Here is a 25,641-nt window from a genome sequence, read left to right as displayed (position 1 = left end):
TACGCCCAAACGCTGGTATCCACTACTATCAACCCCGGACTCTAGATCAACCTGCTACTGAAAGCGGGGGGACGTCGGGCCGACAGGGTTGCCATGTACAGGGCCACCCGCACCGGCGCCCGCCCGCCGTGGATCCGGCGCTTTCCCTGTCCTTGGCCACTATCGCGATTCATCGGCGCCACACCCACCAGCTTCGCGATCTCGCGACGGCTCAGTTCGCCCAGCTCGGGCAGCAACGCCAGCATGCTCGCTTGGAAGACCGGTCCCAGTCCCTTGCTGGAACATACGGCCGGGGTAGCGTGCTGTTTGATCAGTCTGTTGATCGCTTGTTCCACTGCCTTCAGCTCGCGGGCGAGCGCGGCGATGGTACGCAACGTCAGGGTTCGCACTGCGGACGGGGCCATCGCAGCTTGTTGCTTCTGGCCTTGCAGCGTCATGACGATCTGGCCACGACGACGCAGCCAGTCGCGCAGCTCCCGTTGCCACGCCTGCGGCGCCACATGGGGTCGAAGCCGGTCAACCCGCAGCCGCGCCATCAGTGCCAGCTGGCGGGCGTCGATCGCATCCGTCTTGGCCAACTCACCGGTCGCCCTGGCGAAGTTGCGCGCCTGCCGTGGGTTGACCCGGCAGATCCACAGGCCCGCATCGCAACAGGCCTCGAGTACCGGCTCTTCATAACCGCCAGTGGCCTCCACCACGATGCGGGGCGCCTCGAGGCCCCCCAACCATTTCACGAGCTTCGTTATGCCACTGGGGGTGTTCGCGTACCGCGTGACGCCTTGGCGACCTTCCACCGCAACGTCCAGATTGGTCTTGCCCACACCGATCCCGACTGCCGCCATTCCCGTTCTCCGCTACAGTTGAGTGGCCGAGAGCATCGCGCCCGAGGCCCACGCTTGTCAGTTCGAGGGAAACCTCGATCAACTGTTCGGGCGCGCGCGAGATCCGGCGTGCGGCCCCTGCTGAATTACGGTGGTGCTGACACCGAGGCGTTATCGGGCACGCACGCCGGGCTCTCGGCGCCTAGAGTAGGGAGTGTTCAAGACATAAGGCGTTAGGACTCATGTCCAATATCATCGCATCGTTAATGCTCGGCCCCGCGCTGCTCGGATGTGCCTGCTCGACCGCACTTCAAGTAAAGACTGGTCAAAGGATTGCGACGGAATCCACTAGGGCATTACCAGATCTCCCAGATGGCGCCCAAACACATTGGTCAGTTGCGGAACCTGAGGAGATAGTGACTTGGCTTGCTTTCGATCCATCCTCGGTTCGACGGAGACTTCCTTCGCATCTTCGCTTCCTCACCATCGAGGAACTTGCCGGCAGTAATGTCCAGTGGGCAAGGGCCTTTCTCGCCAGGCATCCGCGCAAGAGACACTGGGGGGTCTCCTTCCTCGAATTCGTTCGTATGGGTACCTTCACTATCGATGGGCGTTCTCCCACTTGGCCCCCGCACGGAGCGGCCGCGCTCTGGTTCGCACGGGTAGCTCCTTCCGACCCTCTGACACAGCTCGGTCCTGGTCAGCCATATCTGGCCCTGGACTTTTGGCTCCCGGACCGCGCTTACGTCCGTTACATGCAGGAAAAAGGCTATTCCGCCACGTACGGCCTCGCCACGCTTCATCGCAACGGCGGACGAAGATGGTCTGCTGCCCTCGCAGTCGAAGGTCTGAGGATCTCCGCAGAGTGCACGCCCACGGGCTCTGTCGCAGGCGGACCAAACTCGGCTGGGATGCAAGTTATCTTTCCACCTGCCTCATCATCGGTAACTGGGCTCGTTCGGATCTCCTTCGCGGGCCACCGTGAGCAGGAGTGTGCGCAACCGTCGTCATGGAGCTTCAACGGCATACAGCCACTCGCTCGCAGCGTTTCTCTAGGTTCGTCCACGTTCCAGTACGGCTACCGTTTACAGGGCGCCACCTATCCAAACCTGTAGCGGAACACATTTGTGGGGCGCGGCATGAGCCCTAACAATTCATTCAAGCCGAAGCCGCTTCGCGGCGCGGCTTAACTCAGGTGTTAAGCCGCTAGAAGCAATGCTTCCGCAGCTGCGCCAAGCGGTGCGCAGACGCAACCTGCCAACCGTTTCTTCCGTTGGGTTCCTGGCGCTCGACGGCAACATCGTTCACCGGATCGCGCTGACCTGAGCATCGCGCTGCGCCCGCGGCGTCTCGCGGCAGCAGACATGCATGCACTCTCGTCGTTCGCGGTGTTTCCTCGCAGTACTCTCGGGGCGAGCCCCGAGGAACAACTCCATGCTTGAGATCGCCGCGCTGTTACTGGCACTGCTGGGCCTGGCCCATTCCGTGCTGGGCGAACGCTACATCCTGATCCGGCTGTTCCGCCGCGAGCTGCCGCCGCTGTTCGGCGGCCCGGCGTTCACCCGCAATACGCTGCGCTTCGCCTGGCACCTGACCACGCTGCTGGCGCTGGGCATCAGCGCGGTGCTCTGGCAGCTCGGCGACGGCCCACCAGCTGCGATGATCGCGCGGACGCTGGGCTGGTGCCTGCTTGCCTGCGGCGTGCTGCCGCTGCTGTTCACCCGCGGCCGCCACCTGGCCTGGGTGGTACTGTGGGCGACGGGCACGCTGTGCCTGGCCTGGGCCGCGCGCTGACGCGACCGCAGGCCGCGGTCTTCGCCATCACGGTTCCAGCAACGGGGAAAATCGATGGGTCCGCAACAGCATCTGGTCGCCGCCTGCGCGGCGTTGGCAACACTCACCTTCGCAGTCGGCCTGCGCATGCTGGTGGTGCGCGTCACCGAGATGCGCGCGCGGCGGATCCATCCGCAGACGGTGGCGCTGTCGGTGGAGCGCGCAAAGCGGTTGGATGATTCCCGTGCATCGGACAATTACAACCATCTGTTCGAACTGCCGGTGCTGTTCTACGTGCTGTGCGCCGTCGCGCTTGCCACCGCCCACCTGCCGGCGTGGCTGCCCGCAGCCGCCTGGCTGTTCGTCGGCCTGCGGATCGTCCACAGCGCGATCCAGTGCAGCTACAACCGGGTGATGCACCGGTTCGCCGTCTTCCTTGCCGGCTTTGGCGTGCTGGCCGCCATGTGGGCGGGCTACGCGCTGTCGTACCTCGCCGCCTGAGCCGACCGACCAACCCGACCGGACTCCCGCATGCCGCTGCGCCTTTCGCTGCTGCCCCAGACTTACGTGATCGCCCGGCTGGCGGCGGATGCGCCGGTGCCGGCAGGCGTGCTGGAGGCGGCGGGCTTCGCCTCGGTGTCGCGCACCGCCGACGAGCTGTCGATCGTGTGTCCGCAGGAAGTGGCGCCGCCGGCGCCGAAGCTGGATGGCGGCTGGCGCACGCTCAAGCTGCACGGCCCGTTCGCGTTCGACGAAGTGGGCATCCTCGCGGCGCTGCTGGCACCGCTGGCGGAAGCCGGGATCGGCATCTTCGCGGTCAGCACCTTCGACACCGACTACCTGCTGGTGAAAGCAACCGCCTTGCCGCGCGCAATGGCCACGCTGCGCGGCGCCGGACACTCACTGGTGGAATGACGGCCGCGGGCGCGGCTCAGTCGATTCGGCGGATGCTGGCACCCAGCGCCGACAGCTTGGCTTCGATGTTCTCGTAGCCGCGGTCGAGGTGGTAGATGCGGTCGATGGTGGTTTCGCCTTCCGCCACCAGCCCAGCCAGGATCAGCGAAGCCGAAGCGCGCAGATCGGTGGCCATCACCGGCGCGCCGGTCAGCCGCTCCACCCCGCGCACCACCGCGGTATGGCCGTCCACGCGGATGTCCGCGCCCAGGCGCAGCAGCTCGTTGACGTGCATGAAGCGGTTTTCGAAGATGGTTTCGTTGACCACGCCGACGCCGTCGGCCGCGCAGTCCATGGCCATGAACTGCGCCTGCATGTCGGTGGGGAAGGCCGGGTGCGGCGCGGTGGTGATGTTGACCGCGCGCGGGCGCTTGCCGTGCATGTCGATGGTGATGCGGTCGCCGGCATCGGCCGTCGTTTCGAGGGTGATCTCAGCGCCGGCTTCGCGCAGCTTGTCCAGCACCGCGTCCATGGTGTCGGCGCGCGCATGGGTGGCGGTGACGCGGCCACCGGTCATGGCCGCGGCGACCAGGAAGGTGCCGCATTCGATGCGGTCGGCGACCACCGCGTGCTCGCAGCCGTGCAATCGCTCCACGCCCTCGACCACGATCCGCGCGGAGCCGTGCCCGCTGATCTTCGCGCCCATCGCGTTGAGGCAGTCGGCCAGATCGACGATCTCCGGCTCCATCGCCGCGTTTTCCAGCACCGTGGTGCCATCGGCCAGCGCGGCGGCCATCAGCACGTTTTCGGTGGCGCCCACGCTGACCAGTTCGAACACGTGGCGCGCGCCCTTCAGGCGGCCGTCGCAGCTGGCCTTGATGAAGCCGTGGTCGACGCTGATCTTCGCGCCCAGCGCCTGCAGGCCCTTGATGTGCAGGTCCACCGGGCGCGAACCGATCGCGCAGCCGCCCGGCAGCGAGACTTCGGCCACGCCGTGCTTCGCCAGCAGCGGGCCCAGCACCAGCACCGAGGCGCGCATGGTCTTGACCAGCTCGTACGGCGCCACGTGGCTGTTGACGCTGCGCGGGTCGACGGTCATCGCGTCGCCCTCGTGGGCCACGCCGGCGCCGAGGCCGGCCAGAAGCTTGGCGGTGGTCAGCACGTCGTGCAGGCGCGGCACGTTGGTGATCCGCACCGGCGTGTCGGCCAGCAGGGTGGCACACAGGATCGGCAGCACCGCGTTCTTGGCACCGGAAATGCGGACTTCACCCGCCAGGCGGGCGCCACCGCCAACCACGATCTTCTGCATCAGGCGGCCGCCTCTTCGGGAGTCAGGGTCTTCAGCTGCAGGGCGTGGATCTCGCGGCCCATCAGCGCGCCCAGGGTGGCGTTGACCATGCGGTGGCGGGCCAGCGGCAGCTTGCCGGCAAAGGCGGCGCAGACCACGGTGGCTTCGAAGTGGACGCCGTCTTCGCCCTGGACCTCGGCGCGGGCGCCGGGCAGGCCGGATTCGATCAGCTGGCGGATGGTGTCGGCGTTCATGGGCTGGCAGGGGGACTCGCGTAAACTGAACGGCCCAGTTTAGCGGAAACCCGCCGAGCCCCCTTCATGCCTGCCCAGCCCGACAGCTTCGATTTCGCCGCCAGCGGCCGCCGCGTGTTCGCGGTGGAGGCCGATGCCCTGGCGGCCGTGGCCGCGCGCGTCGATGGCGCGTTCAGCGCCGCCTGCCGCGCGATGCTGGCCTGCCGCGGGCGGGTGGTCTGCACCGGCATGGGCAAGTCCGGGCACGTGGCGCGCAAGATCGCCGCCACCCTCGCCTCCACCGGCACCCCGGCGTTCTACATGCATCCGGGCGAAGCCGCACACGGCGACCTGGGCATGGTGACCGATGCCGACGTGCTGCTGGCGCTGTCCTATTCCGGCGAAAGCGACGAACTGCTGCTGCTGCTGCCGGCGCTCAAGCGCCAGGGCAATACGGTGATCGCGATGACCGGCCGCGCCGGGTCCACCCTGGCCGGCGAAGCCGACATCCACCTCGACGTGGCGGTGCCGGTGGAAGCCTGCCCGCTCAAGCTGGCCCCCACCTCCAGCACCACCGCCTCGCTGGCGATGGGCGATGCGCTGGCGGTGGCGCTGCTGGAAGCACGCGGCTTCACCGCCGACGACTTCGCCCGCTCGCATCCGGCCGGCGCGCTGGGACGGCGGCTGCTGCTGCACATCACCGACGTGATGCACGTCGGCGACGACGTGCCGAAGGTGGCGCCGGAGGCCAGCATCAGCGAGGCGCTGATGGAAATCAGCCGCAAGCGGCTGGGCATGACCGCGGTGGTCGATGCCGACGACCGTCTGCTCGGCCTGTACACCGACGGCGACCTGCGCCGCAGCCTGGACGACGCCCAGATCGACCTTCGCACCACCCGCATCGACGCGGTGATGACCCGCACCCCGCGCACCGTCGACGCCGACGCATTGGCGGTGGAAGCCGCGCAGCTGATGGAAGCGCACAAGATCAGCGGCCTGCTGGTGACCAGCGGCGATGGCCGCCTGGTCGGCGCGCTCAACATCCACGACCTGCTGCGCGCGCGGGTGGTGTGATGACGATGCCCGCCTATCCCGCCGACGTCCTCGAGCGCGCCGCGCGCATCCGCCTGATCGGTTTCGACGTCGACGGCACCCTGACCGACGGCGGCCTGCAGTTCGACAGCGATGGCCGCGAGCACAAGCGCTTCCACGTGCAGGACGGGCTGGGCCTGGTGCTGCTGCGCCAGGCCGGCATCGAGGTGGCGCTGGTCAGCGCGCGTCGCAGCGAAGTGACGCTGGCGCGCGGCCGCGAACTGAAGGTGGCGCGCCTGCACATCGGCGAGCGCGGCAAACTAGAGTGCATGCGTGGCATCGCCGCGGAAATGGGCATCGGCATGGACCAGGCCGCCTTCATGGGCGACGACCTGCCCGATCTGGCGACGATGCGCGCGGTGGGCCTGGCCATCGCCCCGGCCAATGCACATCCCTGGGTGCTGCCGGCCACGCACTGGGTCACGCCGCAGCGCGGCGGCGACGGCGCGGCGCGCGACGCCTGCGACCTGCTGCTGCATGCGCAGGGCAAAGTCGAGGCGATCCTCGAACACGGCGAGCACCCGTGAACTGGCGCCTGCCCCTCACCCTGGTGCTGCTGCTGGGCGCAATCGCCACCGGCTGGTCGGTGTGGCGGATGTCGCACCCGGCCGACGACGGCGTGCTGCGCACGCGCCCGGACTACGTGCTGCGCGACTACGAGATCACCGCGCTGGACAAGCAGGGCAAGGAATCGTTCACCCTGCGTGGCCCGGTCCTGCAGCGCGACCCGGCCGACCGCACCATGACCCTGGCCACCCCGCAATTCCTGGTGCCGGACCGGCTGGGCCGCTACTGGAACGTGGTGGCGCAACAGGGCTTCGTCCCGGCCGGCGGCGGCCAGCTGGAGCTGCGCGGGCAGGTACGCGCCGACAGTCCGGCCGACGCGCCGCCGCCCACCCGCATCGAAACCGATTGGCTGGCGCTGGATCTGGAGCGCAACCGCGCCCGCTCCACCGCCGCCGTCACCGTGACCCGGCCCGGACTTACAATGCGCGGCATCGGTCTGGAGGCGGATTTCGACCGCCAGCAGGTCTCGCTTCTCTCGCAGGTACGCACCCACTATGTCCCGCACGACTGAATTCGCCGCCACCGTCCTGGCGCTGGCCCTGCTGGCCACCGGCACCGCCATCGCCCGCAGCTCCGACCGCAACCAGCCGATGGACATCGAAGCCGCGCGCAGCGACTGCGGCCTGGGCGAGAACGCCACCTGCACCTTCAGCGGGCAGGCCACCATCACCCAGGGCAGCCTGCGCATCGTTTCCGAGAAGGCGGTGGTCACCCAGGTGGCGGGCAAGCCCAGCCGCGCGCAGTTCAGCGGCGGCGTGCGCCTGCAGCAGGACATGGACGACGGCGACCACATCGATGCGCGCTCGAACAGCGTCGATTACGACATGCGCAACGAGGTGATCGTGTTCACCGGCAACGTCAGCATCGCCCAGCAGCGCGGCAGCCTGAGCGGCGAGCGGGTGGTCTACAACCTCAAGACCGGCCAGCTGGAAAGCGGCGGCGGCAGCGGCGGCGGCCGGGTCAAGATGCGCATCCTGCCCAAGCAGGCGCAGCCGGCCCAGGCCAGTGGCAAGGGCACGCCCTGATGCTGTCGGCGGAAGGTCTGCGCAAGCGCTACCGTTCGCGCGAGGTGGTCCGCGACTTCGGGCTGACCCTGAACCCGGGCGAAGTGGTCGGCCTGCTTGGCCCCAACGGCGCCGGCAAGACCACCTGCTTCTACATGATCGTGGGCCTGGTGCCCGCCGACGCCGGCCGCATCGTGCTGGACGGCAAGGACATCACCGACCAGCCGATGTACGCGCGCGCCAAGCTGGGCCTGGGCTACCTGCCGCAGGAGCCGTCGGTTTTCCGCAAGCTGAGCGTGGCCGACAACATCCGGCTGGTGCTGGAGCTGCGCCCGGACCTCGACGAAAACGGCCGCGAAGACGAACTGAACGCGCTGCTGGATGAACTGCAGATCGGCCACGTCACCGAACAGCTTGGCGCCAGCCTGTCCGGCGGCGAGCGGCGGCGGGTGGAGATCGCCCGCGCGCTGGCCGGCAAGCCGCGCATGATCCTGCTGGATGAACCGTTTGCGGGCGTCGATCCGATCTCGGTGACCGAGATCCAGCGCATCGTCCGCCACCTCAAGCAGCGCGGCATCGGCGTGCTGATCACCGACCACAATGTGCGCGAAACGCTGGGCATCTGCGACCGCGCCTACATCCTGGCCGACGGCGCCGTGCTGGCGCAGGGCGCGCCAGCCGAACTGCTGGACAACCCCGACGTGCGCCGGGTGTACCTGGGCGACAGCTTCCGCCTGTAACCGCGTCGACGGCGCGTCTCGCCGCCTACCGCCAGCCACGTTTTTTTAGCGCCGCTGGCGATATGCTGGGGGCGGATGAAGCAGCGCCTGTCCCCCGCGACGCAGCAACACCTGGTCCTGACCCCGCAGCTTCGTCAGGCGATCCGCCTGTTGCAGCTTTCCGCGGCGGAGCTGGAAGCGGAGGTGGCCGACGCGGTGGCCAGCAACCCGCTGCTGGACTGGCAGGAAGACGCAACGCCCGTCGAGCCCGAAGCAGACGCAGCGCCACCGGAACCGGCCGCGCCCGAGCCGCCCGAACCGGCGCTGGACGAGCCGTGGGATCGCGATGCCGAGCCTTGGCAGGAGCGCGGCGCCGCGGTCGCAGGGCGCGACGACGGCGACGGGATCGAGCAGCCGGACGTCGAGGACAGCCTGCAGGATCACCTGCTGTGGCAGCTGCATCTGGGCCATTTCAGCCCGCGCGACAGCCGCATCGGCATCGCCCTGATCGACGCCATCGACGACGACGGCTACCTGCGCGAAGACCTGGCCGCGCTGGCGGCCGGGTTGCGCCCGGACCTCGACACCACCGCCGAGGAAATGCTGCCGGTGCTGCACCGCATCCAGCAGTTCGACCCGGTCGGGGTCGGTGCGCGCGATCTCGGCGAATGCCTGCGCCTGCAGCTGCAGGCGTTGCCGGCGGACACCCCGGCGCGCGAGCTGGCGCTGGCGATCGCGGCCGGTCCGCTGCAGCAGTTGCCCAAGCTGGGCATCGACGGCATGCGGGCCCTGCTCGGCTGCACGGCCGCCGCGGCGGAAGCCGCCGTGCAGTTGCTGCGCACGCTCGATCCGCGCCCCGGCGCCCGCTACGGCGCCCTGCCCGCCGGCAGCTACATCCGCCCCGACTGCGTGGTCTGGCGCCAGCAGGGCCTGTGGCAGGTGGCGCTGGCGGCCGGCGCACTGCCGCGGGTGGCAATCCAGCGCGATTACCAGCAGATGATCCGCCACGCCAGCGCCGGCGACGCCGATTACCTGCGCGGCCACCTGCAGGAAGCGCGCTGGCTGCTGAAGGGTCTGGAAGCGCGCGCCGACACCCTGCTGCGGGTGGTGCGCCGGCTGGTGCACGAACAGGCCGCGTTCCTCGAATTCGGCCCGCAGGCGCTGCGCCCGCTGACCCTGCGCAGCGTGGCCGCGGATCTGGGCCTGCACGAATCCACGGTGTCGCGCGCGATCGCCCGCAAATACGTGCGCACGCCGCGCGGAACGCAGGCGCTGCGCGACTTCTTCGCCTCCGGCATCGGCACCGGCGATGGCGGCAGCGCGTCCAGCACCGCGATCCAGGACCGCATCCGCCAGCTGGTGGCCGCAGAGAACCCGCGCAAGCCCTTGTCGGATGCACGGCTTGCCGATACGTTGAAGGTGGAAGGCGTGCCGGTGGCAAGGCGGACGGTGGCGAAATACCGCGAGGCCCTGCAGATCCCGGCATCGCACGAGCGTATGCGCATCGGCTGAACCGGTGCGCCATCCCGGCCACGGGCACCCTGCCCGTCGCCACAGCAGAAGGAGGTCAAGATGCAGATCGAAACCTACGGCCAGCAGATGGAAGTCACGCCCGCCCTGCGCAGCTACGTGGAAACCCGCTTCGAGCGGCTGGGCCGGCACTTCGAGGGCGACTGCGAGATCCGCGTCCAGCTCGGGCTGGACAAGCCCGACCACAAGGCCGAGGCCAACGTCACCCTGGCCGGCCGCAAGCTGCACGCCGACGCCGTGGGCCAGGACATGTACGCGGCGATCGACCTGCTGGTGGACAAACTGGACCGGCTGCTGATCAAGCACAAGGAGAAGCTGGTCGAGCAGCGCCGCAGCGAAGGGCTGGCGCGAATGAGCGCGGACGAGTGAGCCGGCGCCGATGACTGTCCTCCCTTCGCTCCGCACCGCATGAGCGCCGCCCGCATCACCGCCGCCGAGCTGTTCGCCAACCAGCAGGAGCGGCTGTCGCTGCGCTGGGTGGCCGGACAGGAAACCGGCGGCCAGCGCGTGCTGGAAGCGGTGGATACGGTGGCCCGCCGGCCTTCGCTGGCGGGCTACCTCAACGCCATCTATCCGAACAAGGTACAGATCCTCGGCACCGAGGAACTGGAATGGCTGGACGGGCTGGACGCCCGCCAGCGCTGGGAGACCATCCACAAGATCATCGACTTCCGCCCGCTGGCGCTGGTCATCAGCAAGAGCCAGTCGTGCCCGGAAGACCTGCGCATCGCGGCGGAGGAATCGGACACCCCCCTGTGGGTATCGCCGCGGCGCGGCCATGAACTGCTCAACCACCTGCAATACATCCTGGCGCGCACCTTGGCGCCGCGGGTCACCCTGCACGGCGTGTTCATGGAGATCTACTCCATCGGCGTGCTGATCACCGGCGAGTCCGGCTCCGGCAAGAGCGAGCTGGCGCTGGAGCTGGTCACCCGCGGCCACCGCCTGGTCGCCGATGACGCGCCCGAATTCACCCAGATCGCCCCCGACGTGCTGGACGGCGCCTGCCCCGAGCTGCTGCAGGATATGCTGGAGTTGCGCGGCCTCGGCGTGCTCAACATCCGGCAGATGTTCGGCGACACCGCGGTCAAGCGGAACAAGTACCTGCGCCTGATCGTGCACCTCAGCAAGCCGTCGCTGGAGTCCAGCAGCGGCGGGATGGAACGCCTGACCGGCGACCTCGGTACCCGTCGCGTGCTCGACCTCGACGTGCCGGCCATCACCATCCCGGTGATGGCCGGGCGCAACCTGGCGGTGCTCACCGAGGCCGCCACCCGCATGCACATCCTGCGCAGCAAGGGCATCGACCCGGCCGCTGCGTTCATGGCCCGGCACAGCCATTTCCTCGAACACGCCGCGCAATGAACGCCCGCGAGATGCCCACCATGCTGATCGTCAGCGGCATGTCCGGCTCCGGCAAGTCCGGCGCGCTGCATACGCTGGAGGACCTCGGCTATTACTGCGTGGACAACCTGCCGGCGGAGTTGCTGCCGGGGTTCGTGCGACTGCTGCAGGCCAGCGAGTCGGCGCCGTCCAAGATCGCGGTCAGTATCGATGCGCGCAGCCTCGGCGACCTTGCCGAAGTCCCGACGATGCTGTCGCAGGTCGGTGCGCTCGGCGCCAATCCGCAGCTGCTGTACCTGGAGGCCAGCGACGAGGTGATCCTGCGCCGCTATGCCGACACCCGTCGCCGGCATCCGCTCAGCCACCTCGGACTGGCGCTGGCCGACGCGATCTCGCTGGACCGGCAGGCGCTCAAGCCGCTGCGGCAGATCGCCGACATCCGCATCGACACCAGCGGCCTCAACGTCCACCAGATGCGCCGCCGCGTGCTGGAAGAATTCGGCCTGTCCGGCACCGGGCTGTCGCTGCTGTTCCAGTCATTCGCCTACCGCCGCGGCGTGCCGCCCGATGCAGACTTCGTGTTCGACGCGCGGGTGCTGCCCAATCCGCACTGGGATGCGCGCCTGCGGCCGTTGTCCGGGCGCGACCCGGAAGTGCGCGAACACCTCGACGCCGAGCCCGACGTGATCGCCTACGCCGGCCAGGTGCAGGCCTTCCTCGACAGCTGGCTGCCCAAGCTGCGTTCGGAAACCCGCAGCTACGCCACCATCGCCTTCGGCTGCAGCGGCGGCCGCCACCGCTCGGTCTACCTGGCCGAACGGCTGGCCCGCCACTGCCGCGACAGCGGCTGGGCGGAAGTGGCGGTGCACCACCGCGAACTGGATTGACACGCCACGCCTCGGACACGCGCACAAATCCGCGCCGGGGCGCTTTCGCGGCATCACCCGCGTCTGTTAAGTTTGCGGGATGTCCGTTGGCATCCTCCTCGTCACCCATGAAGGCGTCGGCAGTGCGTTGCTGGCCGTGGCCACGCGCCTGCTGCGCAATCTGCCGCTGGCCTGCGAGGCGTTCGAGGTGCCGTTCGATGCCGACCCCGACGCGATGCTGCCGCTGGCCAGCGCGGCGATGCGCCGGGTCGACGCCGGCCAAGGCGTGCTGCTGCTGACCGATCTGTATGGCGCCACCCCCGCCAACATCGCCGCACGGCTGGCGCGGATCGGCACGCCCGCGCGGCGGGTGTCGGCACTGAGCCTGCCGATGCTGCTGCGGGTGATGAACTACGCGGAGCTGGATCTGGATGATCTGCCGTCGGTGGCCGCCGCCGGTTCGCGCAATGGAGCCATCATCGATGACGCCTGACCCCCACACCTGCCGCCGCGGAGAACGCGCGTGATCCGCCGCGAACTGACCATCACCAACCGCCTCGGCCTGCACGCGCGCGCCACCGCCAAGCTGGTGCAGCTGCTGTCGGGCTTCCCCTGCCAGGCCACGCTGGAAGCGCGCGGCCGCGAGGTCAACGCCAAGAGCATCATGGGCGTGATGCTGCTCGCCGCCGGCCCCGGCGCCGAAGTCGTGCTGCGGGTCGATGGCAAGGACGAGCAGGCCGCAGCCGATGCGGTGACGGCGCTGTTCGAGCGCCGCTTCGACGAGGACAGCTGATGCGCCAGCTCCTGTCCGGCACCGCCGCCGCCCGCGGCAGCGCGCTTGGACGGGCCCGCGTGCGTCTGCCGCACGCGCTGGACATCGACGAAGCGCGGATCGGCGCTGAGGATGTCGAGGCCGAACTGGCGCGCTTCCACGAAGCCGTGGACAGCGTGCGCGCCGACATGCGCAGCCTGCGCGAACGCCTGCACGGCGCACTGGCGCAGGAGATCGGCGAATTCCTCGACCTGCACGCGCTGTTGCTGGACGACCCCGAACTGCTGTCCGGCATCGACGCGCTGATCCGCACCGGCCTGTACACCGCCGACTACGCCCTGCGCCTGCAGCGCAACCGCATCGCCGCGGTCTTCGAGGGCATGGACGATCCCTACCTGCGCAGCCGCATCGACGACATCGACCAGGTGATCGGCCGCCTGCACGCCGCCCTGCACAGCCAGCGCGCGGCGCTGCAGGGCGCTTCCGGCGAAATCCTGGTGACCGACAGCGTGGCCCCGGCGGAGCTGGCCGAACTGCAGGCGCAGGGCGTGGTCGGGGTGATCACCGCCGGCGGCAGCCCGCTATCGCACAGCGCGATCCTGGCGCGCAGCCTGCACCTGCCGCTGGTGGTGGGCGCCGCGCAGGCGCTGCAGAAGATCAACGACGGCGACGTGCTGGCGATCGACGGCGGCAGCGGCCTGGTGGTGCTGGAACCCGATGCGGCCGACCTGCGCGGCCACCACCGCCGCGCCGCCGAGGTCAAGCGCGAGCGCCGCCAGCTCAACCGCCTGCGCCGCGAGCCCACCCGCACCCTGGACGGCGCGGACATCAAGCTGTGGGCCAACGCGGAATCGCGCAACGACGTCACCGAAGCGCACGCGCTCGGCGCCGCCGGCGTCGGCCTGTACCGCACCGAATTCCTGTTCCTCGGCAGCAGCGAACTGCCGGACGAGGACGCGCAGTTCCGCGCCTACCGCGACGCGGTGCTGGCGATGACCGGCCGCACCGTCACCATCCGCACCCTCGACCTCGGCGCCGACAAGGCCGACAAGACCGGTCTGGCCCTGCGCGACGAGCCCAACCCCGCGCTGGGCCTGCGTGGCGTGCGCCTGTCGCTGGCCCGCAGCGGGCTGCTGCACACCCAGCTGCGCGCCATCGCCCGCGCCTCCGGCTACGGCCCGCTGCGGGTGCTGGTGCCGATGGTCAGCGGCGGCGAGGAAGTGCGTGCGGTCCGCAATGCGCTGGATGAAGTGCTGCGCGAACTGCGCGCCGAAGGCCGCGAAATCGCGGCGCAGATCCCGCTGGGCGCGATGATCGAAGTTCCATCGGCGGCGCTGGCGCTACCCACCTTCATCGGCCTGTGCGATTTCCTCTCCATCGGCACCAATGACCTGGTCCAGTACCTGCTGGCCGCGGACCGCACCAACGAGGCGCTGGAAGGCCTGTACTCGCCGCTGCACCCGGCGGTGCTGCGGGTGCTGCGCGACGTGGTGCGCACCGGCCAGCGCCGCGGCAAGCCGGTCACGGTCTGCGGCGAGATCGCCGCCGATCCCGCGTTCGTGCCGATGTTGCTGGCACTGGGCCTGACCGAGCTGAGCCTGCATCCGGCCACCCTGCTGGAAGTGCGCCGCACCATCCGCGCCTGCGACCTTGGCCAGCTGCGCGCCGCCGCGCCGGCGCTGCTGCGCGCGCGCAACCGCAGCGGCATCGAGCGCTGGCTGCAGGCAAACCCGGCCGGCTGAACGCTGTTGGCGCGGATTCGCGCGCACGCATTCGCACATCCGCCGCCATCGCTTACGGTTTTGGGGTGGGCACCGCCACCGCGGCGGGCGATAATGCCCGCACTATGAACGCCTGACCCGCTGCGGCTTGCAGGGCATCCCGTCGATGCCCCGGTCGCGGCCCACCCCGCCACCGGACGCCGCGCATGGCCGAACCCATCCGCCACGACAAGACCGCGCGCCAGCTGCGCCTGCTCAGCGACGCGCTGGACAGCGGCCGGCTGGGCCCGGTGCGGCGGCTGGTCAACACCCTGTCGCCGGCCGAGATCGGCAACCTGCTGGAGTCGCTGCCGCCCGGCAAGCGCACCGTGGTGTGGGGGCTGGTCGATCCGGAAGACGACGGCGAGGTGCTGGTGCACGTCGGCGACGAGGTGCGCGAAGGCCTGATCGCGGACATGGACCAGGACGAGCTGGTCGCCGCCGCTTCCGATCTCGATATCGACGACCTTGCCGACCTGGTCGAAGACCTGCCGGACACCGTGATCGACGAAGTCCTGAAGTCGATGGACCGCGAGAACCGCGAGCGGCTGGAGCAGGTGCTGTCCTACGACGAGGACAGCGCCGGCCGCCTGATGAACCCGGACGTGGTGACGGTGCGCGCCGACACCACCATCGACGTGGTGCTGCGCTACCTGCGCCTGCGCGGCGAGCTGCCCGACCACACCGACCACCTGTATGTGGTCAGCAAGCGCCACCAGTACCTCGGCCGGATCGCGCTGCAGGCGCTGCTGACCCACGAGGCCGGCACCCCGATCAACCAGCTGCTGGACGACGAGCAGCCGGCCATCGACGTCAACGAAAGCTCCAGCGAAGTGGCGCGGCAGTTCTCCGACCACGACTGGATTTCCGCGCCGGTGGTGGACGACAACAACATCCTGCTCGGCCGCATCACCATCGACGACGTGGTCGACATCATCCGCGAGCAGGCCGAACACCAGGTGCTGTCGGCGGCCGGCCTGGACGAGGACGAGGACCTGTTCAGCCCGGTCTGGCGCGCGATGCGCCGGCGGCTGGTGTGGCTGTCGATCAACCTGTGCACCGCTTTCCTGGCTGCCAGCGTGGTCGGCCAGTTCGCGGCCACCATCGACAAGCTGGTGGCGCTGGCGGTGCTGATGCCGATCGTTGCCGGCATGGGCGGCAACGCCGGTACCCAGGTGCTGGCGCTGATGGTGCGCGGCCTGGCGCTGGGCCAGGTGGGCGCGTCCAACATCAAACCGCTGCTGTGGAAGGAAGCCCGCGTCGCCCTGCTCAACGGGCTGGTGCTGGGCGCGGTGCTGGGGCTGATCGTGCTGGCCTGGTTCCACAGCGTGGGGCTGTCGCTGGTGATCTTCGTCGCGCTGACCTGCAACCTGGTGTTGGCCGCCGTGGCCGGCGTGCTGGTGCCGGTGACGCTCAAGCGCGCCGGCTACGACCCCGCGCTGGCCAGCAGCATCTTCCTCACCACCGTCACCGACGTGATGGGGTTCTTCACCTTCCTGGGGCTGGCGACCGTGGTGTTGCTGCGCTGAGCATGGACAGGCTCGAGCGCGGCACTCTGGTGAAATGGAACGAAGCCGGAGGCTACGGATTCATCAAGCCTGATCGCGCGGCCGTTCCTGACCTGTTTTTCCACATCCGGGATTGTCGGGATTCCCGTCCCCCGGTTGGCAGTTCGCTGGAATACATCCCGCTGCAGCAACGCGACGGCAGATGGCGGGCACGCGCCGTCCGCGTCGCCGCCCGCCGCAAGGCCGAAGCGCCGCGTGTCGGAACCCGACGTCGACTAGCGCCGCTCCCTACGTGGGTTGCGACTCTCCTGTTGGCCGGATTCGCGGTGATCTGGACGTGGGCGAGCTTGCACAAGCTCCTGCCGACGGCCGCGCAGTGGTACCTGCTGGTCATCAACGTCACAACGATCAGCGCCTACTGGCGAGACAAGCGCTCTGCCGCAAGGCTGGGCCAGCGTACCCCGGAACTCCTTCTGCACGGGCTGGAAATCACGGGTGGGTGGCCCGGCGCCTGGCTGGCGCAACGGTTGTTCCGGCACAAGTCCAGCAAGCAACGCTATCTGTGGACTTTCCTGCTGATGATCACGATCAATCTTTTCGCATTCGGCATCTGGCTGGATGCGCAGCTGCGCATCAACGCGACAACGCTGCCCCCAACCTTTCCGTTGCTCTGAACATCAACCCAGCAGCGCCTCCAGCGCCGCCATCCTCACCGCCACGCCGTTGCCGACCTGCGCCAGCACGCGCGAATGCGGGCCATCGGCGACCGCGTCGCTGATCTCCACGCCGCGGTTCATCGGCCCCGGATGCATGACGATGGCATCGGGCGCGGCGCGGCGCAGGCGGGCTTCGGTCAGGCCGTAGTCGCGGTGGTAGTCGTCCAGCGAGTCGACCAGGCCTTCGGTCATGCGCTCGCGCTGCAGGCGCAGCATCATCGCCGCGTCCACGCCGTCCAGCGCGGCATCGAAATCGTGGGTGACGGTGCAGCCGGCCAGCGTGCCGTCGTCGGGCAGCAACGCCGCCGGGCCGCACACGCGGATCTCGCCGCAGCCGAGCTTGCGCAGGGCATGCAGATCGCTGCGGGCGACGCGCGAATGCTTGACGTCGCCAACGATCACCACCTTCAGCTTCGAGAAGTCCTCGCCCTTCGCCTGGCGCAGGGTCAGCATGTCCAGCAGGCCTTGGGTGGGATGGTGGCTGCGGCCATCGCCGGCATTGAGCAGGGCCACGCCGGTCTTGGCCGCCGCCGCCAGCGCAGCCACCGCGCCATCGGCCTTGTGCCGCACCACGAAGCCGCGCACGCCCATCGCCTGGATGGTGCGGAAGGTGTCGAGATCGGTCTCGCCCTTGGTGGCCGACGAGGTGGAGGCGTCGAAGTTGAGGATGTGCGCACCCAGCCGCTGCGCCGCCAGCTGAAAGCTCAGGCGGGTGCGGGTGGATGGTTCGAAGAACAGCGTGCACACGGCCACCCCGGCCAGCGCTTGCGGCGCCTCGCCACCAGCGGCGAAGACCTGCGCGCGCCGCAGCAGCGCGTCCAGCTGCGCAGGCACCAGGCGCTCCAGGTCCAGCAGGTGGCGGAGGCGGCCGTCGGCGTCGTTATGCGGGTTCATGTGGATCCGGAAAATGGGGGGGAAGGGGAGACATCAGTCGACCGGCTGCGCATCGCGCGGCGAGGACAGCCAGCGTTCGACGATCACCGCCGCCGCCACCGCGTCCAGCACTTCGGCGTCGCGGCGCTTGCGGCGGCCGTCGGCGCGCGCGGCGGCAAAGCGGCGCGCCGCTTCCTGCGAGCTGTTGCGTTCGTCGATCATCGCCACCGGCAGGCGGGTGCGCTGGCGCAGTTCGCGGGCGAACGCGCGCGCGGCCTTGCGGATCGGCTGGTCGCCGCCGTCCAGGGTCAACGGGTCGCCGACGATCAGCCCGTCGGGGCGCCATTCTCGCAGCAGCCGCTCCACCTGCGCCCATTCGGGGCCGGCGTCGCGCACGTCCACCACCGCCACCGCGCGCGCGCCGCCGGTCATGGCATTGCCCACCGCCACGCCGATCCGGCGCATGCCGACATCGAAGCCCAGCACGGTGCCGTCCAGACGTATCAGCGGCGCGGCGACTGCTTCGCTCATGCGTGGCCGCTGTGGCTGGCGTGGTTGAGCAGGTCGATGCCGATGCTGCCGGCTGCCGCCTGCCAGCGCTGCGCGATCGGCAGCTGGAACAGCACGTCGGGCCGGCTAGGTACCAGCAGCCAGCTGTCGTCGATCAGTTCCTGTTCCAGCTGGCCTTCGCCCCAGCCGGCGCAGCCCAGCGCCACCAGCGCCTGCTTCGGGCCGTCGCCGCGCGCCATGGCTTCCAGCACGTCGCGCGAGGTGGTCAGGTAGAGGCCGTCTGCGACTTCCAGACTGGAGTCGAAGGCATGGTCGCCGTCGTGCAGGACGAAGCCGCGTTCGGGATGCACCGGGCCGCCGGCCAGCACCACCTGCGCCTGCAGCGCGGCGTCCTCGCTGGCAATGCCCATCTGCCGGAATACTTCGCCAAGCGTGTATTCGGACGGCCGGTTGACCATCACCCCCATCGCCCCGTCGCCGTCGTGCTGGCAGACCAGGGTGACGCTGCGTTCGAAGTATTGATCGCGCAGCGACGGCAGCGCGATCAGCAGGTGGTTGCCGAAGCGTTGGCCGTGCTCATCCATGGCGCGCATTCTAGCGTGGCGGGCGCGCGCCGGCCGAGGCGGTCAGCGCGCCTCGGCGATCTCCACCCCGTCCAGGCCCTGCGACAGGGTGCGGGCATCGCCGCCCTGCGCCAGCTTGATGCGCAGGCGCACCTCGTTGGACGAATCGGCATAGCGCAGCGCGTCCTCGTAGCTGATCTCGCCGGCCTGGTAGAGCTCGAACAGGCTCTGGTCGAAGGTCTTCATGCCCAGCTGGACCGATTCCTTCATCACTTCCTTGAGCTTGTGGACTTCGCCGTCGCGAATGTAGTCCTGCACCAGCGGGGTGCCCAGCAGGATCTCCATCGCTACCCGCCGCGCCTTGCCGTCCGGGGTCGGGATCAGCTGCTGCGCGACCACGCCCTTGAGGTTCAGCGACAGGTCCATCAGCAGCTGGTTGCGGCGGTCTTCCGGGAAGAAGTTGATGATCCGGTCCATCGCCTGGTTGGCGTTGTTGGCGTGCAGCGTGCACAGCACCAGGTGGCCGGTTTCGGCGAAGGCGATGGCGTGGTCCATGCCTTCGCGGGTGCGCACCTCGCCGATCATGATCACGTCCGGCGCCTGGCGCAGGGTGTTCTTCAGCGCGTTGTCCCAGCTGTCGGTATCGATGCCGACCTCGCGCTGGGTGATGATGCAGCCGTCGTGCTTGTGCACGAACTCGATCGGGTCCTCGATGGTGATGATGTGGCCGGTCGAATTGGCGTTGCGGTAGCCGATCATCGCCGCCAACGAGGTCGATTTACCGGTGCCGGTGGCGCCGACGAAGATGATGATGCCGCGCTTGGTCATCGCCAGCGTCTTGATGATCGGCGGCAGGCTGAGCTCTTCCACCGTCGGGATGCGCGTCTCGATGCGGCGCAGCACCATGCCGACCTGGTTGCGCTGGTAGAAACAGCTGACGCGGAAGCGGCCCACGCCGGCCACACCGATGGCGAAGTTGCACTCGTGGGTCTTCTCGAACTCCTCGCGCTGGGAGGGCGACATCACGTTCAGCACCAGATCGCGCGACTGCTGCGGCGTTAGCGGGTTCTGGGTGATCGGGCTGATCTTGCCGTGGACCTTCATCGACGGCGGCATGCCGGCGGTGATGAACAGGTCCGACGCCTTCTGGTGCGCCATCAGCTTGAGGAACGAGGTGAAGTCGATGCTGCTCATCCTGGATGCTCCGATGTCCTTGCCACGCCGATCCCGGCGAACCGGCGGTTATTCGAACAGACGCTTGTCCTTGGCGTACTCGCGGGCCTGCTGGCGGCTGACCATGCCGCGCTTGACCAGCTCCTGCAGGTGCTGGTCGAGCGTCTGCATGCCCAGGCCCTGACCGGTCTGGATGGAGGAATACATCTGCGCCACCTTGTCCTCGCGGATCAGGTTGCGGATGGCCGGGGTGCCGACCATGATTTCCCACGCCGCGGTGCGGCCGCCGCCGACCTTCTTCAGCAGCGCCTGCGCGATCACCGCGCGCAGCGACTCCGACAGCATCGAGCGCACCATCGGCTTCTCGCCGGCGGGGAACACGTCGATGATGCGATCGATGGTCTTGGCCGCCGAGCTGGTGTGCAGGGTGGCGAACACCAGGTGGCCGGTTTCCGCGGCGGTCAGCGCCAGGCGGATGGTTTCCAGGTCACGCAACTCGCCGACCAGGATGATGTCCGGGTCCTCGCGCAGCGCGCTGCGCAGCGCCTCGTTGAAGCCGTGGGTATCGCGGTGCACTTCGCGCTGGTTGATCAGGCACTTCTGCGAGGTGTGCACGAACTCGATCGGGTCTTCGACCGAGAGGATGTGGCTGTATTCGCTCTTGTTGATGTGGTCGATCATCGCCGCCAGCGTGGTCGACTTGCCCGAGCCGGTCGGCCCGGTGACCAGGATCAGGCCCTGCGGCTGCTCGATCAGCTCCTTGAAGATGCGCGGGCAGCCCAGGTCTTCAAGCGTCAGCACTTCCGAAGGAATGGTGCGGAACACCGCGCCGGCGCCGCGGTTCTGGTTGAACGCGTTGACGCGGAAGCGGGCCAGGCTGGGGATCTCGAAGCTGAAGTCGACCTCGAGGAATTCCTCGAAATCGCGGCGCTGCTTGTCCGACATGATGTCGTAGACCAGCGCGTGCACCTGCTTGTGGTCCAGCGCCGGGATGTTGATCCGGCGGACGTCGCCGTCGACGCGGATCATCGGTGGCAGCCCCGCGGACAGATGCAGGTCCGAGGCCTTGTTCTTGACCGAGAATGCCAGAAGTTCGGCGATATCCATGGGTTCCCCTTGCGCCTGATCGTTTGACTGAAAACCACTGCCGCCGGCCGGATGGTTGGCACTGGCCGCACCCCGCAGGCAGTATGAGCGCCACCGACGCCAGCGTACAACCACCGTGCCGCAGCCGACCCTGCCCGCCACCGTCCCCGCCACTTCCGCGTTGCGGGCGGCCCTGTCCTTGATGGAGAACGCGAGCCGGCCGCCCGACAGGCCAGCGCCGCGGCTGCTGGCGGTGTCCAAGACCCGCGACGCCGATGCCGTGGCGGCGATGGCCGCGGCCGGGCAGCGCGCCTTCGGCGAGAACTACGTGCAGGAGGCGCTGGCCAAGATCGAGGCGCTGCGCGGGCTGGGGTTGGAATGGCATCTGATCGGCCATCTGCAGTCGAACAAGGCCGACGACGCCGCGCGCGCCTTCGACTGGGTGCAGACGGTGGACCGCGCCAAGCTGGTGGAAGCGCTGGCCAGGCACCGGCCACCGTCGCTGCCGCCGCTCAACGTGCTCATCCAGGTCAACATCGACGATGAAGCCGGCAAGCATGGCTGCCGCCCGGACGAGGTGGACACGCTGGCTGCAGCCATCGCCGCCCAGCCGACGCTGCGCCTGCGCGGCCTGATGGCGATCCCCGCGCCCGATCCCGACATGACGCGCCGACGCGCCGCTTTCCGCGCGATGTCGGCGTTGTTCGACGCCACCGCGGCGCACCACCCCGGCATCGATACGCTGTCGATGGGCATGAGCGAGGACTGCGTCGAGGCGATCGAGGAAGGCGCCACCATGGTGCGCGTCGGCAGCGCGCTGTTCGGCGCCCGCACCGCCAGGGAAGCGGGCTGACGCCCGCCGCACCGCAAGCACGCAAGGCCATCCGGCCACAGACACGGCAACCGGGCGCAGGCCCACGGCAGACAGGAGTCAAAGCATGAACAACGGCGATATCGCCTTCATCGGCGGCGGCAACATGGCGCGCAGCCTGATTGGCGGGCTGGTGGCGCAGGGCCACGCCGCCAGCGCCATCCGGGTGGCCGAGCCGGTGCCGGCACTGCGCGATGCGCTGCGCGCGGACTTCGGCGTGGCGGTGTTCGAGAGCGGCGCGGAAGCGGTCGCGGGCGCCGGCACCTGGGTGCTGGCAACCAAACCGCAGGTGCTGCGCGAAGTCTGCGAAACGCTGGCCACGCAGGCGCGGATGGTCCGCCCGCTGGTGGTGTCGATTGCTGCCGGCATCACCACGACGCAGATCGCGCGCTGGCTGGGCGATGCCGGACTGCCGGTGGTGCGGACCATGCCGAACACCCCGGCCCTGCTCGGCGCCGGCGCCACCGGGCTGTATGCCAATGCCGCGGTGGACGCGACCAGCCGGCACTTCGCCGAGACCCTGCTGTCGGCCGCCGGCACCACCGTCTGGATCGACGACGAAGCGCGGATGGACGCGGTGACCGCGGTGTCCGGCAGCGGCCCGGCGTATGTGTTCCTGCTCGCCGAAGCGATGATCGCCGCCGGCATGGAGGAAGGCCTGCCCGCCGAGGCGGCGCGCGCGCTGGCGCTGCAGACGGTGCTCGGCGCGGCCCGCATGCTCACCGAATCCGATGTCGACGCGGCCGAGCTGCGCCGCCGGGTGACCTCCCGCGGCGGCACCACCCAGGCCGCCATCGAGACCTTCGAGGCCGGCGGCTTCCGTGCGCTGGTCGCCTCTGCCATCCATGCTGCCCGCGTTCGCGGCGCAGCGCTGTCCGCCGCCAACGACTGAGGCCACGCATGCGCCAGACATCCGCCGTCCTGTTCCTGCTGTTTCCCGTCGCCGCATTGCTGGGCGCGTGTGGGCGCGGCGAACCGGCCCCGACCGCCGCTGTCTTGGCAACCAGCACCGTCGCCACCGCGACCGTCGGCGGCGCCACGCTGCAGGCCTCGTCGGTGGCCATCGCCAACCTGGATCCTGCGATGGCGGCGCGCTACGGTTTCGACCCCGGCCACGACGGCGCGCTGCTGCTGGTCACCCTGCGCGATGGCAACGGCGACGCCCTGCCGCCCGCCGACCTGCAGCTGACCGCCACCGCCAGGGTGCTGCCCGACCCGCCCAAACCGCTGGAACTGCAGCGGATCGAAGTCGGCAACCTGATCGATTACGTCGGCGTGTTCCCGGCCCGGCCGCCGGCCAGCGTGCAGTTCCACGTCACCGCCAGCCGCAGCGGCGCGCGTGCGGAAATGGACACGACTGCGGAGCTGTATCCGCGCTGAGGTGCTGCGGCGTCAGCCGGCCCGGCGCGCGCCCCACGCCTGCACGATGGCGGCGATCCGCGCCACGCCGTCGGTCAGCGCGGCCGGCCCCGGCTGCAGGATGATCGGGGACTTGACCTCATGCAGCTCGCCGTCGCGCACCGCCGGAATGGCGTCCCAGCCCGGGCGCGCGGCCACCCGCTCGGGGCGGAATTTCTTGCCGCACCACGAGCCCAGGATGATGTCCGGCGCGCGCCGCACCACTTCGGCGGCATCCTCGAGGATGCGGGCTTTGGCCAAGGGTTCGATGGCGCGGTCGGGGAAGATGTCGTCGCCGCCGGCGATGCGCACCAGTTCGGCCACCCAGCGGATGCCGGTGATCGGCGGTTCGTCCCACTCCTCGAAATACACCTTCGGCCGCCGCGGCAGCGTCGCGGCCTGCGCTTCGATCGCATCCAGCCCGCGCCGCAGTTCCTCCGCCCAGTCATTGGCGCGCTCGCCGGCACCGACCATCGCGCCCAGCCGGCGGACGTAATCGAGGATGCCGTCCACACTGCGATGGTTGGAAATCCACACCTCCACGCCGGCCTTGACCAGCTCGCGGGCGATGTCGGCCTGGATGTCGGAGAAGCCGACCACGAAGTCCGGCTGCAGCTTGAGGATCTCGCCGATCTTCGCGCTGGTGAAGGCGCTGACCTTGGGCTTCTCGCGGCGCGCCTGCGCTGGCCGCACGGTGAAACCGCTGATGCCGACGATGCGGTCCTGCTCGCCCAGCGCGTACAGGACTTCGGTGGGCTCCTCGGTGAGGCAGACGATGCGCTGCGGGCCCACCGCGGCGCGGCTCACGGATACAGCATCCGCTTCGACCACGCGCCGTCCGCGTCGCGTTCGTGCAGCCAGCGCTCGTGCAGGCGGAAGGTGGCGGCGTACCAGAATTCCACCGCGCGCGGCACCACCCGGAACCCGGTCCAGCGCGGCGGACGCGGCACCTCGCGGCCTTCGAACTCGGCCTCGAACCTGGCCAGCCGCGTCTCGAAGGTGTCCCGCGCGTCCAGCGTGCGCGACTGCTCCGAGGCCCAGGCGCCCAGCTGGCTGACCCGCGGCCGGCTGGCGAAATAGGCGTCGGCCTCGGCGTCCGTGACCAGTTCGACGTCGCCCTCGATCCGCACCTGCACGCCGTTGCGCACGCGCGGCCAGTGGAACAGCAGCGCCGCCTGCGGATTGGCCTGCAGCTCGCGGCCCTTGCGGCCGTCGAGATGGCTGTAGAACACGAAGCCGTCGGCATCGAACGCCTTCAGCAGGACGACGCGCGCGGACGGACGGCCGCCGTCGCCGACCGTGGCCACGGTCATCGCGGTGCGGTCGGGCTCGCCGGCAGCAGCGGCCTCGTCGAAGAGGGTCTGGAAGGTGGCGAGGATGTCGTCGGGCAAGGTCTGCATGCGCGCATTGTCGCGCGCATGCGCGCCGCGCGCACGCCTCAGTCGACGACGAAGCTGACCCGCAGATTGACCCGCCATTCCTGCACGTTGCCGCTTCCGTCGGTGACCACCTTGATCTCGTTGACCCAGGCGCCCTTGATGTTCTTGACCGATTCGGCGCACTTCTTCAGCCCGTGCTTCACCGCGTCCTCCATGCTGGTGGCGGACGAGGCGTTGAGTTCGATGACCTTGGCAACGGACATGGCGGATCTCCTGCTACCCGGCGGGTTGCCGGTGTGGCAGCTTCGCCGCGCATGCGTTAATTCCGCGCAGTCATGGCCGCCCCGTGCCGCGCTGCTAGCATGTTGCGATGCAAAACCGCGATCACCTCGTCCTGGTCGGCCCGATGGGCTCCGGCAAGAGCACGCTGGGCCGGGCGCTGGCCGCGCGGCTGCAGCGGCCGTTCGTGGACGTGGACGCACGCATCGAGGCCGAAGCCGGCTGCAGCATCGCCGCATTGTTCGAGTCCGAGGGCGAGACCGGTTTCCGCGCCCGCGAGGCGCGCGTGCTGGCGGCGGTGCTGGCCGAGCCGGCCGCCGTGGTCGCCACCGGAGGCGGCGCGGTGCTGGCGCAGGCCAACCGCGCGGCGATGCGCGATGCCGGCATCGTCGTCTACCTGCAGGTGGATGCCGCCACCCAGCTGGCGCGCCTGCAGCACGACAGCACCCGCCCGCTGCTGCAGGCACCCGACCGCGCACAGCGGTTGTCCCGGCTGCAGGCGCAGCGCGAACCGCTGTACCGCGCCACGGCGCATCTGCTGTTCGATGCTTCCAGCCTTGCGCCGGAAGCCGCCGCCGCGACGCTGGCCGGGCAACTGGACAACCTCGGAGCCACCACCGGC

The 25,641-nt window shown here is 69.4% G+C and carries 31 protein-coding genes and 1 pseudogene; 21 read left to right on the top strand and 11 right to left on the bottom strand.

Features of this window, described 5'->3' with window-relative positions:
- Positions 1-41 precede the first annotated feature (41 nt).
- Positions 42-842 carry an IS110 family transposase gene (locus tag E5S66_RS04225; RefSeq protein WP_138347744.1) on the bottom strand — a complete coding sequence of 267 codons (801 nt, stop codon included), beginning with the start codon at positions 840-842 and terminating at the stop codon, positions 42-44.
- A 1,413-nt stretch (positions 843-2,255) separates the two neighbouring features.
- Here E5S66_RS04225 and E5S66_RS04220 point away from each other — a divergent pair.
- From E5S66_RS04220 to E5S66_RS04210, 3 genes are read left to right on the top strand one after another with little or no spacing between them, the layout of a single operon-like run.
- Positions 2,256-2,615 (top strand): hypothetical protein, encoded by a 360-nt coding sequence (locus E5S66_RS04220; protein WP_138347742.1) that lies wholly within the window; start codon positions 2,256-2,258, stop codon positions 2,613-2,615.
- Positions 2,616-2,669: 54 nt separating this feature from the next.
- Entirely contained in the window at positions 2,670-3,095 is a 426-nt protein-coding gene (locus E5S66_RS04215) for an MAPEG family protein (RefSeq protein WP_138347740.1), read from the top strand.
- 30 nt (positions 3,096-3,125) lie between these two features.
- Positions 3,126-3,509 carry an ACT domain-containing protein gene (locus E5S66_RS04210; RefSeq protein ID WP_138347739.1) on the top strand — a complete coding sequence of 128 codons (384 nt, stop codon included), beginning with the start codon at positions 3,126-3,128 and terminating at the stop codon, positions 3,507-3,509.
- 16 nt (positions 3,510-3,525) lie between these two features.
- On the opposite strand, the gene murA is transcribed toward E5S66_RS04210, so the two are convergent.
- Positions 3,526-4,797, bottom strand: coding sequence for a UDP-N-acetylglucosamine 1-carboxyvinyltransferase (murA, locus tag E5S66_RS04205; RefSeq protein WP_138347737.1), 1,272 nt, complete (start codon positions 4,795-4,797; stop codon positions 3,526-3,528).
- Entirely contained in the window at positions 4,797-5,030 is a 234-nt protein-coding gene (locus tag E5S66_RS04200) for a BolA family protein (RefSeq protein WP_138347735.1), read from the bottom strand. Before E5S66_RS04200 ends, murA begins: the two co-directional genes overlap by 1 nt.
- A 66-nt stretch (positions 5,031-5,096) precedes the next feature.
- Between E5S66_RS04200 and E5S66_RS04195 the strand changes: the two genes are divergently transcribed.
- From E5S66_RS04195 to E5S66_RS04130, 14 genes are all read left to right on the top strand, one after another.
- Positions 5,097-6,083 (top strand): KpsF/GutQ family sugar-phosphate isomerase, encoded by a 987-nt coding sequence (locus tag E5S66_RS04195; RefSeq protein WP_138347734.1) that lies wholly within the window; start codon positions 5,097-5,099, stop codon positions 6,081-6,083.
- Positions 6,083-6,628 carry a KdsC family phosphatase gene (locus E5S66_RS04190; protein WP_246037124.1) on the top strand — a complete coding sequence of 182 codons (546 nt, stop codon included), beginning with the start codon at positions 6,083-6,085 and terminating at the stop codon, positions 6,626-6,628. The genes E5S66_RS04195 and E5S66_RS04190 overlap by 1 nt, the downstream gene beginning before the upstream one ends.
- Positions 6,625-7,179 (top strand): LPS export ABC transporter periplasmic protein LptC, encoded by a 555-nt coding sequence (lptC, locus tag E5S66_RS04185; RefSeq protein ID WP_028839962.1) that lies wholly within the window; start codon positions 6,625-6,627, stop codon positions 7,177-7,179. The genes E5S66_RS04190 and lptC overlap by 4 nt, the downstream gene beginning before the upstream one ends.
- Positions 7,163-7,693 carry a lipopolysaccharide transport periplasmic protein LptA gene (gene lptA / locus E5S66_RS04180; protein WP_138347730.1) on the top strand — a complete coding sequence of 177 codons (531 nt, stop codon included), beginning with the start codon at positions 7,163-7,165 and terminating at the stop codon, positions 7,691-7,693. Before lptC ends, lptA begins: the two co-directional genes overlap by 17 nt.
- The gene (lptB, locus tag E5S66_RS04175) at positions 7,693-8,412 is read left to right on the top strand and encodes an LPS export ABC transporter ATP-binding protein (RefSeq protein ID WP_138347728.1); all 720 of its coding nucleotides are present in this window, start codon (positions 7,693-7,695) and stop codon (positions 8,410-8,412) included. The genes lptA and lptB overlap by 1 nt, the downstream gene beginning before the upstream one ends.
- Before the next feature lie 75 nt (positions 8,413-8,487).
- Positions 8,488-9,903, top strand: coding sequence for an RNA polymerase factor sigma-54 (locus tag E5S66_RS04170; protein WP_138347726.1), 1,416 nt, complete (start codon positions 8,488-8,490; stop codon positions 9,901-9,903).
- 60 nt (positions 9,904-9,963) lie between these two features.
- Positions 9,964-10,290 (top strand): ribosome hibernation-promoting factor, HPF/YfiA family, encoded by a 327-nt coding sequence (gene hpf, locus E5S66_RS04165; protein WP_138347724.1) that lies wholly within the window; start codon positions 9,964-9,966, stop codon positions 10,288-10,290.
- 39 nt (positions 10,291-10,329) lie between these two features.
- Positions 10,330-11,286 carry an HPr(Ser) kinase/phosphatase gene (gene hprK, locus E5S66_RS04160; RefSeq protein ID WP_138347722.1) on the top strand — a complete coding sequence of 319 codons (957 nt, stop codon included), beginning with the start codon at positions 10,330-10,332 and terminating at the stop codon, positions 11,284-11,286.
- The gene (rapZ, locus tag E5S66_RS04155) at positions 11,283-12,152 is read left to right on the top strand and encodes an RNase adapter RapZ (RefSeq protein ID WP_138347720.1); all 870 of its coding nucleotides are present in this window, start codon (positions 11,283-11,285) and stop codon (positions 12,150-12,152) included. Before hprK ends, rapZ begins: the two co-directional genes overlap by 4 nt.
- Before the next feature lie 79 nt (positions 12,153-12,231).
- Entirely contained in the window at positions 12,232-12,624 is a 393-nt protein-coding gene (locus tag E5S66_RS04150) for a PTS sugar transporter subunit IIA (RefSeq protein ID WP_138347718.1), read from the top strand.
- A gap of 30 nt (positions 12,625-12,654) precedes the next feature.
- Positions 12,655-12,924, top strand: a complete 270-nt coding sequence (locus tag E5S66_RS04145; protein ID WP_028839970.1) for an HPr family phosphocarrier protein — start codon at positions 12,655-12,657, stop codon at positions 12,922-12,924.
- Positions 12,924-14,645, top strand: coding sequence for a phosphoenolpyruvate--protein phosphotransferase (gene ptsP / locus E5S66_RS04140; RefSeq protein WP_138347716.1), 1,722 nt, complete (start codon positions 12,924-12,926; stop codon positions 14,643-14,645). The genes E5S66_RS04145 and ptsP overlap by 1 nt, the downstream gene beginning before the upstream one ends.
- A gap of 185 nt (positions 14,646-14,830) precedes the next feature.
- Complete coding sequence (gene mgtE / locus E5S66_RS04135; protein WP_138347714.1) at positions 14,831-16,192, top strand: magnesium transporter; 1,362 nt, start codon at positions 14,831-14,833, stop codon at positions 16,190-16,192.
- Between the two features lie 2 nt (positions 16,193-16,194).
- Complete coding sequence (locus tag E5S66_RS04130; protein ID WP_138347712.1) at positions 16,195-16,845, top strand: DUF1294 domain-containing protein; 651 nt, start codon at positions 16,195-16,197, stop codon at positions 16,843-16,845.
- Positions 16,846-16,848: 3 nt separating this feature from the next.
- Here E5S66_RS04130 and E5S66_RS04125 read toward each other — a convergent pair whose 3' ends face one another.
- Genes E5S66_RS04125 through E5S66_RS04105 form a run of 5 tightly spaced genes read right to left on the bottom strand, consistent with a single transcriptional unit; the run spans position 16,849 to position 21,113 of the window.
- Positions 16,849-17,781, bottom strand: a complete 933-nt coding sequence (locus E5S66_RS04125; protein ID WP_138347710.1) for an aspartate carbamoyltransferase catalytic subunit — start codon at positions 17,779-17,781, stop codon at positions 16,849-16,851.
- Positions 17,782-17,814: 33 nt separating this feature from the next.
- Entirely contained in the window at positions 17,815-18,291 is a 477-nt protein-coding gene (gene ruvX, locus E5S66_RS04120; protein ID WP_138347708.1) for a Holliday junction resolvase RuvX, read from the bottom strand.
- Entirely contained in the window at positions 18,288-18,854 is a 567-nt protein-coding gene (locus tag E5S66_RS04115; protein ID WP_138347706.1) for a YqgE/AlgH family protein, read from the bottom strand. The genes ruvX and E5S66_RS04115 overlap by 4 nt, the downstream gene beginning before the upstream one ends.
- A gap of 42 nt (positions 18,855-18,896) precedes the next feature.
- Positions 18,897-20,027, bottom strand: a complete 1,131-nt coding sequence (locus E5S66_RS04110) for a PilT/PilU family type 4a pilus ATPase (protein WP_138347704.1) — start codon at positions 20,025-20,027, stop codon at positions 18,897-18,899.
- A gap of 48 nt (positions 20,028-20,075) precedes the next feature.
- The gene (locus E5S66_RS04105) at positions 20,076-21,113 is read right to left on the bottom strand and encodes a type IV pilus twitching motility protein PilT (RefSeq protein ID WP_028839977.1); all 1,038 of its coding nucleotides are present in this window, start codon (positions 21,111-21,113) and stop codon (positions 20,076-20,078) included.
- Positions 21,114-21,273: 160 nt separating this feature from the next.
- On the opposite strand from E5S66_RS04105, the gene E5S66_RS04100 reads away from it, so the two are divergent.
- The 3 genes from E5S66_RS04100 to E5S66_RS04090 all read left to right on the top strand — a co-directional run bounded on the left by E5S66_RS04100 (position 21,274) and on the right by E5S66_RS04090 (position 23,343).
- Positions 21,274-21,945, top strand: coding sequence for a YggS family pyridoxal phosphate-dependent enzyme (locus E5S66_RS04100; RefSeq protein WP_425472161.1), 672 nt, complete (start codon positions 21,274-21,276; stop codon positions 21,943-21,945).
- 85 nt (positions 21,946-22,030) lie between these two features.
- Positions 22,031-22,855, top strand: a complete 825-nt coding sequence (gene proC, locus E5S66_RS04095; protein WP_138347702.1) for a pyrroline-5-carboxylate reductase — start codon at positions 22,031-22,033, stop codon at positions 22,853-22,855.
- Positions 22,856-22,863: 8 nt separating this feature from the next.
- A complete protein-coding gene (locus E5S66_RS04090) occupies positions 22,864-23,343 on the top strand; it encodes a DUF4426 domain-containing protein (RefSeq protein WP_138347701.1) in 480 nt (159 codons plus the stop codon).
- Between the two features lie 12 nt (positions 23,344-23,355).
- Here the strand turns inward: E5S66_RS04090 and E5S66_RS04085 are convergent, their stop codons facing one another.
- From E5S66_RS04085 to E5S66_RS04075, 3 genes are read right to left on the bottom strand one after another with little or no spacing between them, the layout of a single operon-like run.
- On the bottom strand, positions 23,356-24,153 hold the full coding sequence (locus tag E5S66_RS04085) for a cobalamin-binding protein (protein ID WP_138347858.1): 798 nt from the start codon (positions 24,151-24,153) through the stop codon (positions 23,356-23,358).
- Between the two features lie 11 nt (positions 24,154-24,164).
- Positions 24,165-24,761 (bottom strand): pyridoxamine 5'-phosphate oxidase, encoded by a 597-nt coding sequence (gene pdxH, locus E5S66_RS04080; protein WP_028839829.1) that lies wholly within the window; start codon positions 24,759-24,761, stop codon positions 24,165-24,167.
- 38 nt (positions 24,762-24,799) lie between these two features.
- Complete coding sequence (locus tag E5S66_RS04075; protein WP_028839830.1) at positions 24,800-25,003, bottom strand: dodecin family protein; 204 nt, start codon at positions 25,001-25,003, stop codon at positions 24,800-24,802.
- A gap of 107 nt (positions 25,004-25,110) precedes the next feature.
- On the opposite strand from E5S66_RS04075, the pseudogene E5S66_RS13700 reads away from it, so the two are divergent.
- A pseudogene (locus tag E5S66_RS13700) lies at positions 25,111-25,593 on the top strand (shikimate kinase); the annotation flags it as partial.
- Positions 25,594-25,641: the final 48 nt, after the last annotated feature.

The sequence above is a fragment of the Thermomonas fusca genome (genome assembly GCF_005862345.1).
Lineage (GTDB): Bacteria > Pseudomonadota > Gammaproteobacteria > Xanthomonadales > Xanthomonadaceae > Thermomonas > Thermomonas fusca.
Note: the sequence above shows the minus strand (reverse complement) of the source record. Positions and strands in the feature narration are given on the sequence as shown.

Bases quoted from the DNA above. Each gene is read 5' to 3' on its own strand.
- E5S66_RS04225 (WP_138347744.1), bottom strand. From the start codon at position 842: ATGGCGGCAGTCGGGATCGGTGTGGGCAAGACCAATCTGGACGTTGCG.
- E5S66_RS04220 (WP_138347742.1), top strand. From the start codon at position 2,256: ATGCTTGAGATCGCCGCGCTGTTACTGGCACTGCTGGGCCTGGCCCAT.
- E5S66_RS04215 (WP_138347740.1), top strand. From the start codon at position 2,670: ATGGGTCCGCAACAGCATCTGGTCGCCGCCTGCGCGGCGTTGGCAACA.
- E5S66_RS04210 (WP_138347739.1), top strand. From the start codon at position 3,126: ATGCCGCTGCGCCTTTCGCTGCTGCCCCAGACTTACGTGATCGCCCGG.
- murA (WP_138347737.1), bottom strand. From the start codon at position 4,797: ATGCAGAAGATCGTGGTTGGCGGTGGCGCCCGCCTGGCGGGTGAAGTC.
- E5S66_RS04200 (WP_138347735.1), bottom strand. From the start codon at position 5,030: ATGAACGCCGACACCATCCGCCAGCTGATCGAATCCGGCCTGCCCGGC.
- E5S66_RS04195 (WP_138347734.1), top strand. From the start codon at position 5,097: ATGCCTGCCCAGCCCGACAGCTTCGATTTCGCCGCCAGCGGCCGCCGC.
- E5S66_RS04190 (WP_246037124.1), top strand. From the start codon at position 6,083: ATGACGATGCCCGCCTATCCCGCCGACGTCCTCGAGCGCGCCGCGCGC.
- lptA (WP_138347730.1), top strand. From the start codon at position 7,163: ATGTCCCGCACGACTGAATTCGCCGCCACCGTCCTGGCGCTGGCCCTG.
- lptB (WP_138347728.1), top strand. From the start codon at position 7,693: ATGCTGTCGGCGGAAGGTCTGCGCAAGCGCTACCGTTCGCGCGAGGTG.
- E5S66_RS04170 (WP_138347726.1), top strand. From the start codon at position 8,488: ATGAAGCAGCGCCTGTCCCCCGCGACGCAGCAACACCTGGTCCTGACC.
- hpf (WP_138347724.1), top strand. From the start codon at position 9,964: ATGCAGATCGAAACCTACGGCCAGCAGATGGAAGTCACGCCCGCCCTG.
- hprK (WP_138347722.1), top strand. From the start codon at position 10,330: ATGAGCGCCGCCCGCATCACCGCCGCCGAGCTGTTCGCCAACCAGCAG.
- rapZ (WP_138347720.1), top strand. From the start codon at position 11,283: ATGAACGCCCGCGAGATGCCCACCATGCTGATCGTCAGCGGCATGTCC.
- E5S66_RS04150 (WP_138347718.1), top strand. From the start codon at position 12,232: ATGTCCGTTGGCATCCTCCTCGTCACCCATGAAGGCGTCGGCAGTGCG.
- ptsP (WP_138347716.1), top strand. From the start codon at position 12,924: ATGCGCCAGCTCCTGTCCGGCACCGCCGCCGCCCGCGGCAGCGCGCTT.
- mgtE (WP_138347714.1), top strand. From the start codon at position 14,831: ATGGCCGAACCCATCCGCCACGACAAGACCGCGCGCCAGCTGCGCCTG.
- E5S66_RS04130 (WP_138347712.1), top strand. From the start codon at position 16,195: ATGGACAGGCTCGAGCGCGGCACTCTGGTGAAATGGAACGAAGCCGGA.
- E5S66_RS04125 (WP_138347710.1), bottom strand. From the start codon at position 17,781: ATGAACCCGCATAACGACGCCGACGGCCGCCTCCGCCACCTGCTGGAC.
- ruvX (WP_138347708.1), bottom strand. From the start codon at position 18,291: ATGAGCGAAGCAGTCGCCGCGCCGCTGATACGTCTGGACGGCACCGTG.
- E5S66_RS04115 (WP_138347706.1), bottom strand. From the start codon at position 18,854: ATGGATGAGCACGGCCAACGCTTCGGCAACCACCTGCTGATCGCGCTG.
- E5S66_RS04110 (WP_138347704.1), bottom strand. From the start codon at position 20,027: ATGAGCAGCATCGACTTCACCTCGTTCCTCAAGCTGATGGCGCACCAG.
- E5S66_RS04105 (WP_028839977.1), bottom strand. From the start codon at position 21,113: ATGGATATCGCCGAACTTCTGGCATTCTCGGTCAAGAACAAGGCCTCG.
- proC (WP_138347702.1), top strand. From the start codon at position 22,031: ATGAACAACGGCGATATCGCCTTCATCGGCGGCGGCAACATGGCGCGC.
- E5S66_RS04090 (WP_138347701.1), top strand. From the start codon at position 22,864: ATGCGCCAGACATCCGCCGTCCTGTTCCTGCTGTTTCCCGTCGCCGCA.
- pdxH (WP_028839829.1), bottom strand. From the start codon at position 24,761: ATGCAGACCTTGCCCGACGACATCCTCGCCACCTTCCAGACCCTCTTC.
- E5S66_RS04075 (WP_028839830.1), bottom strand. From the start codon at position 25,003: ATGTCCGTTGCCAAGGTCATCGAACTCAACGCCTCGTCCGCCACCAGC.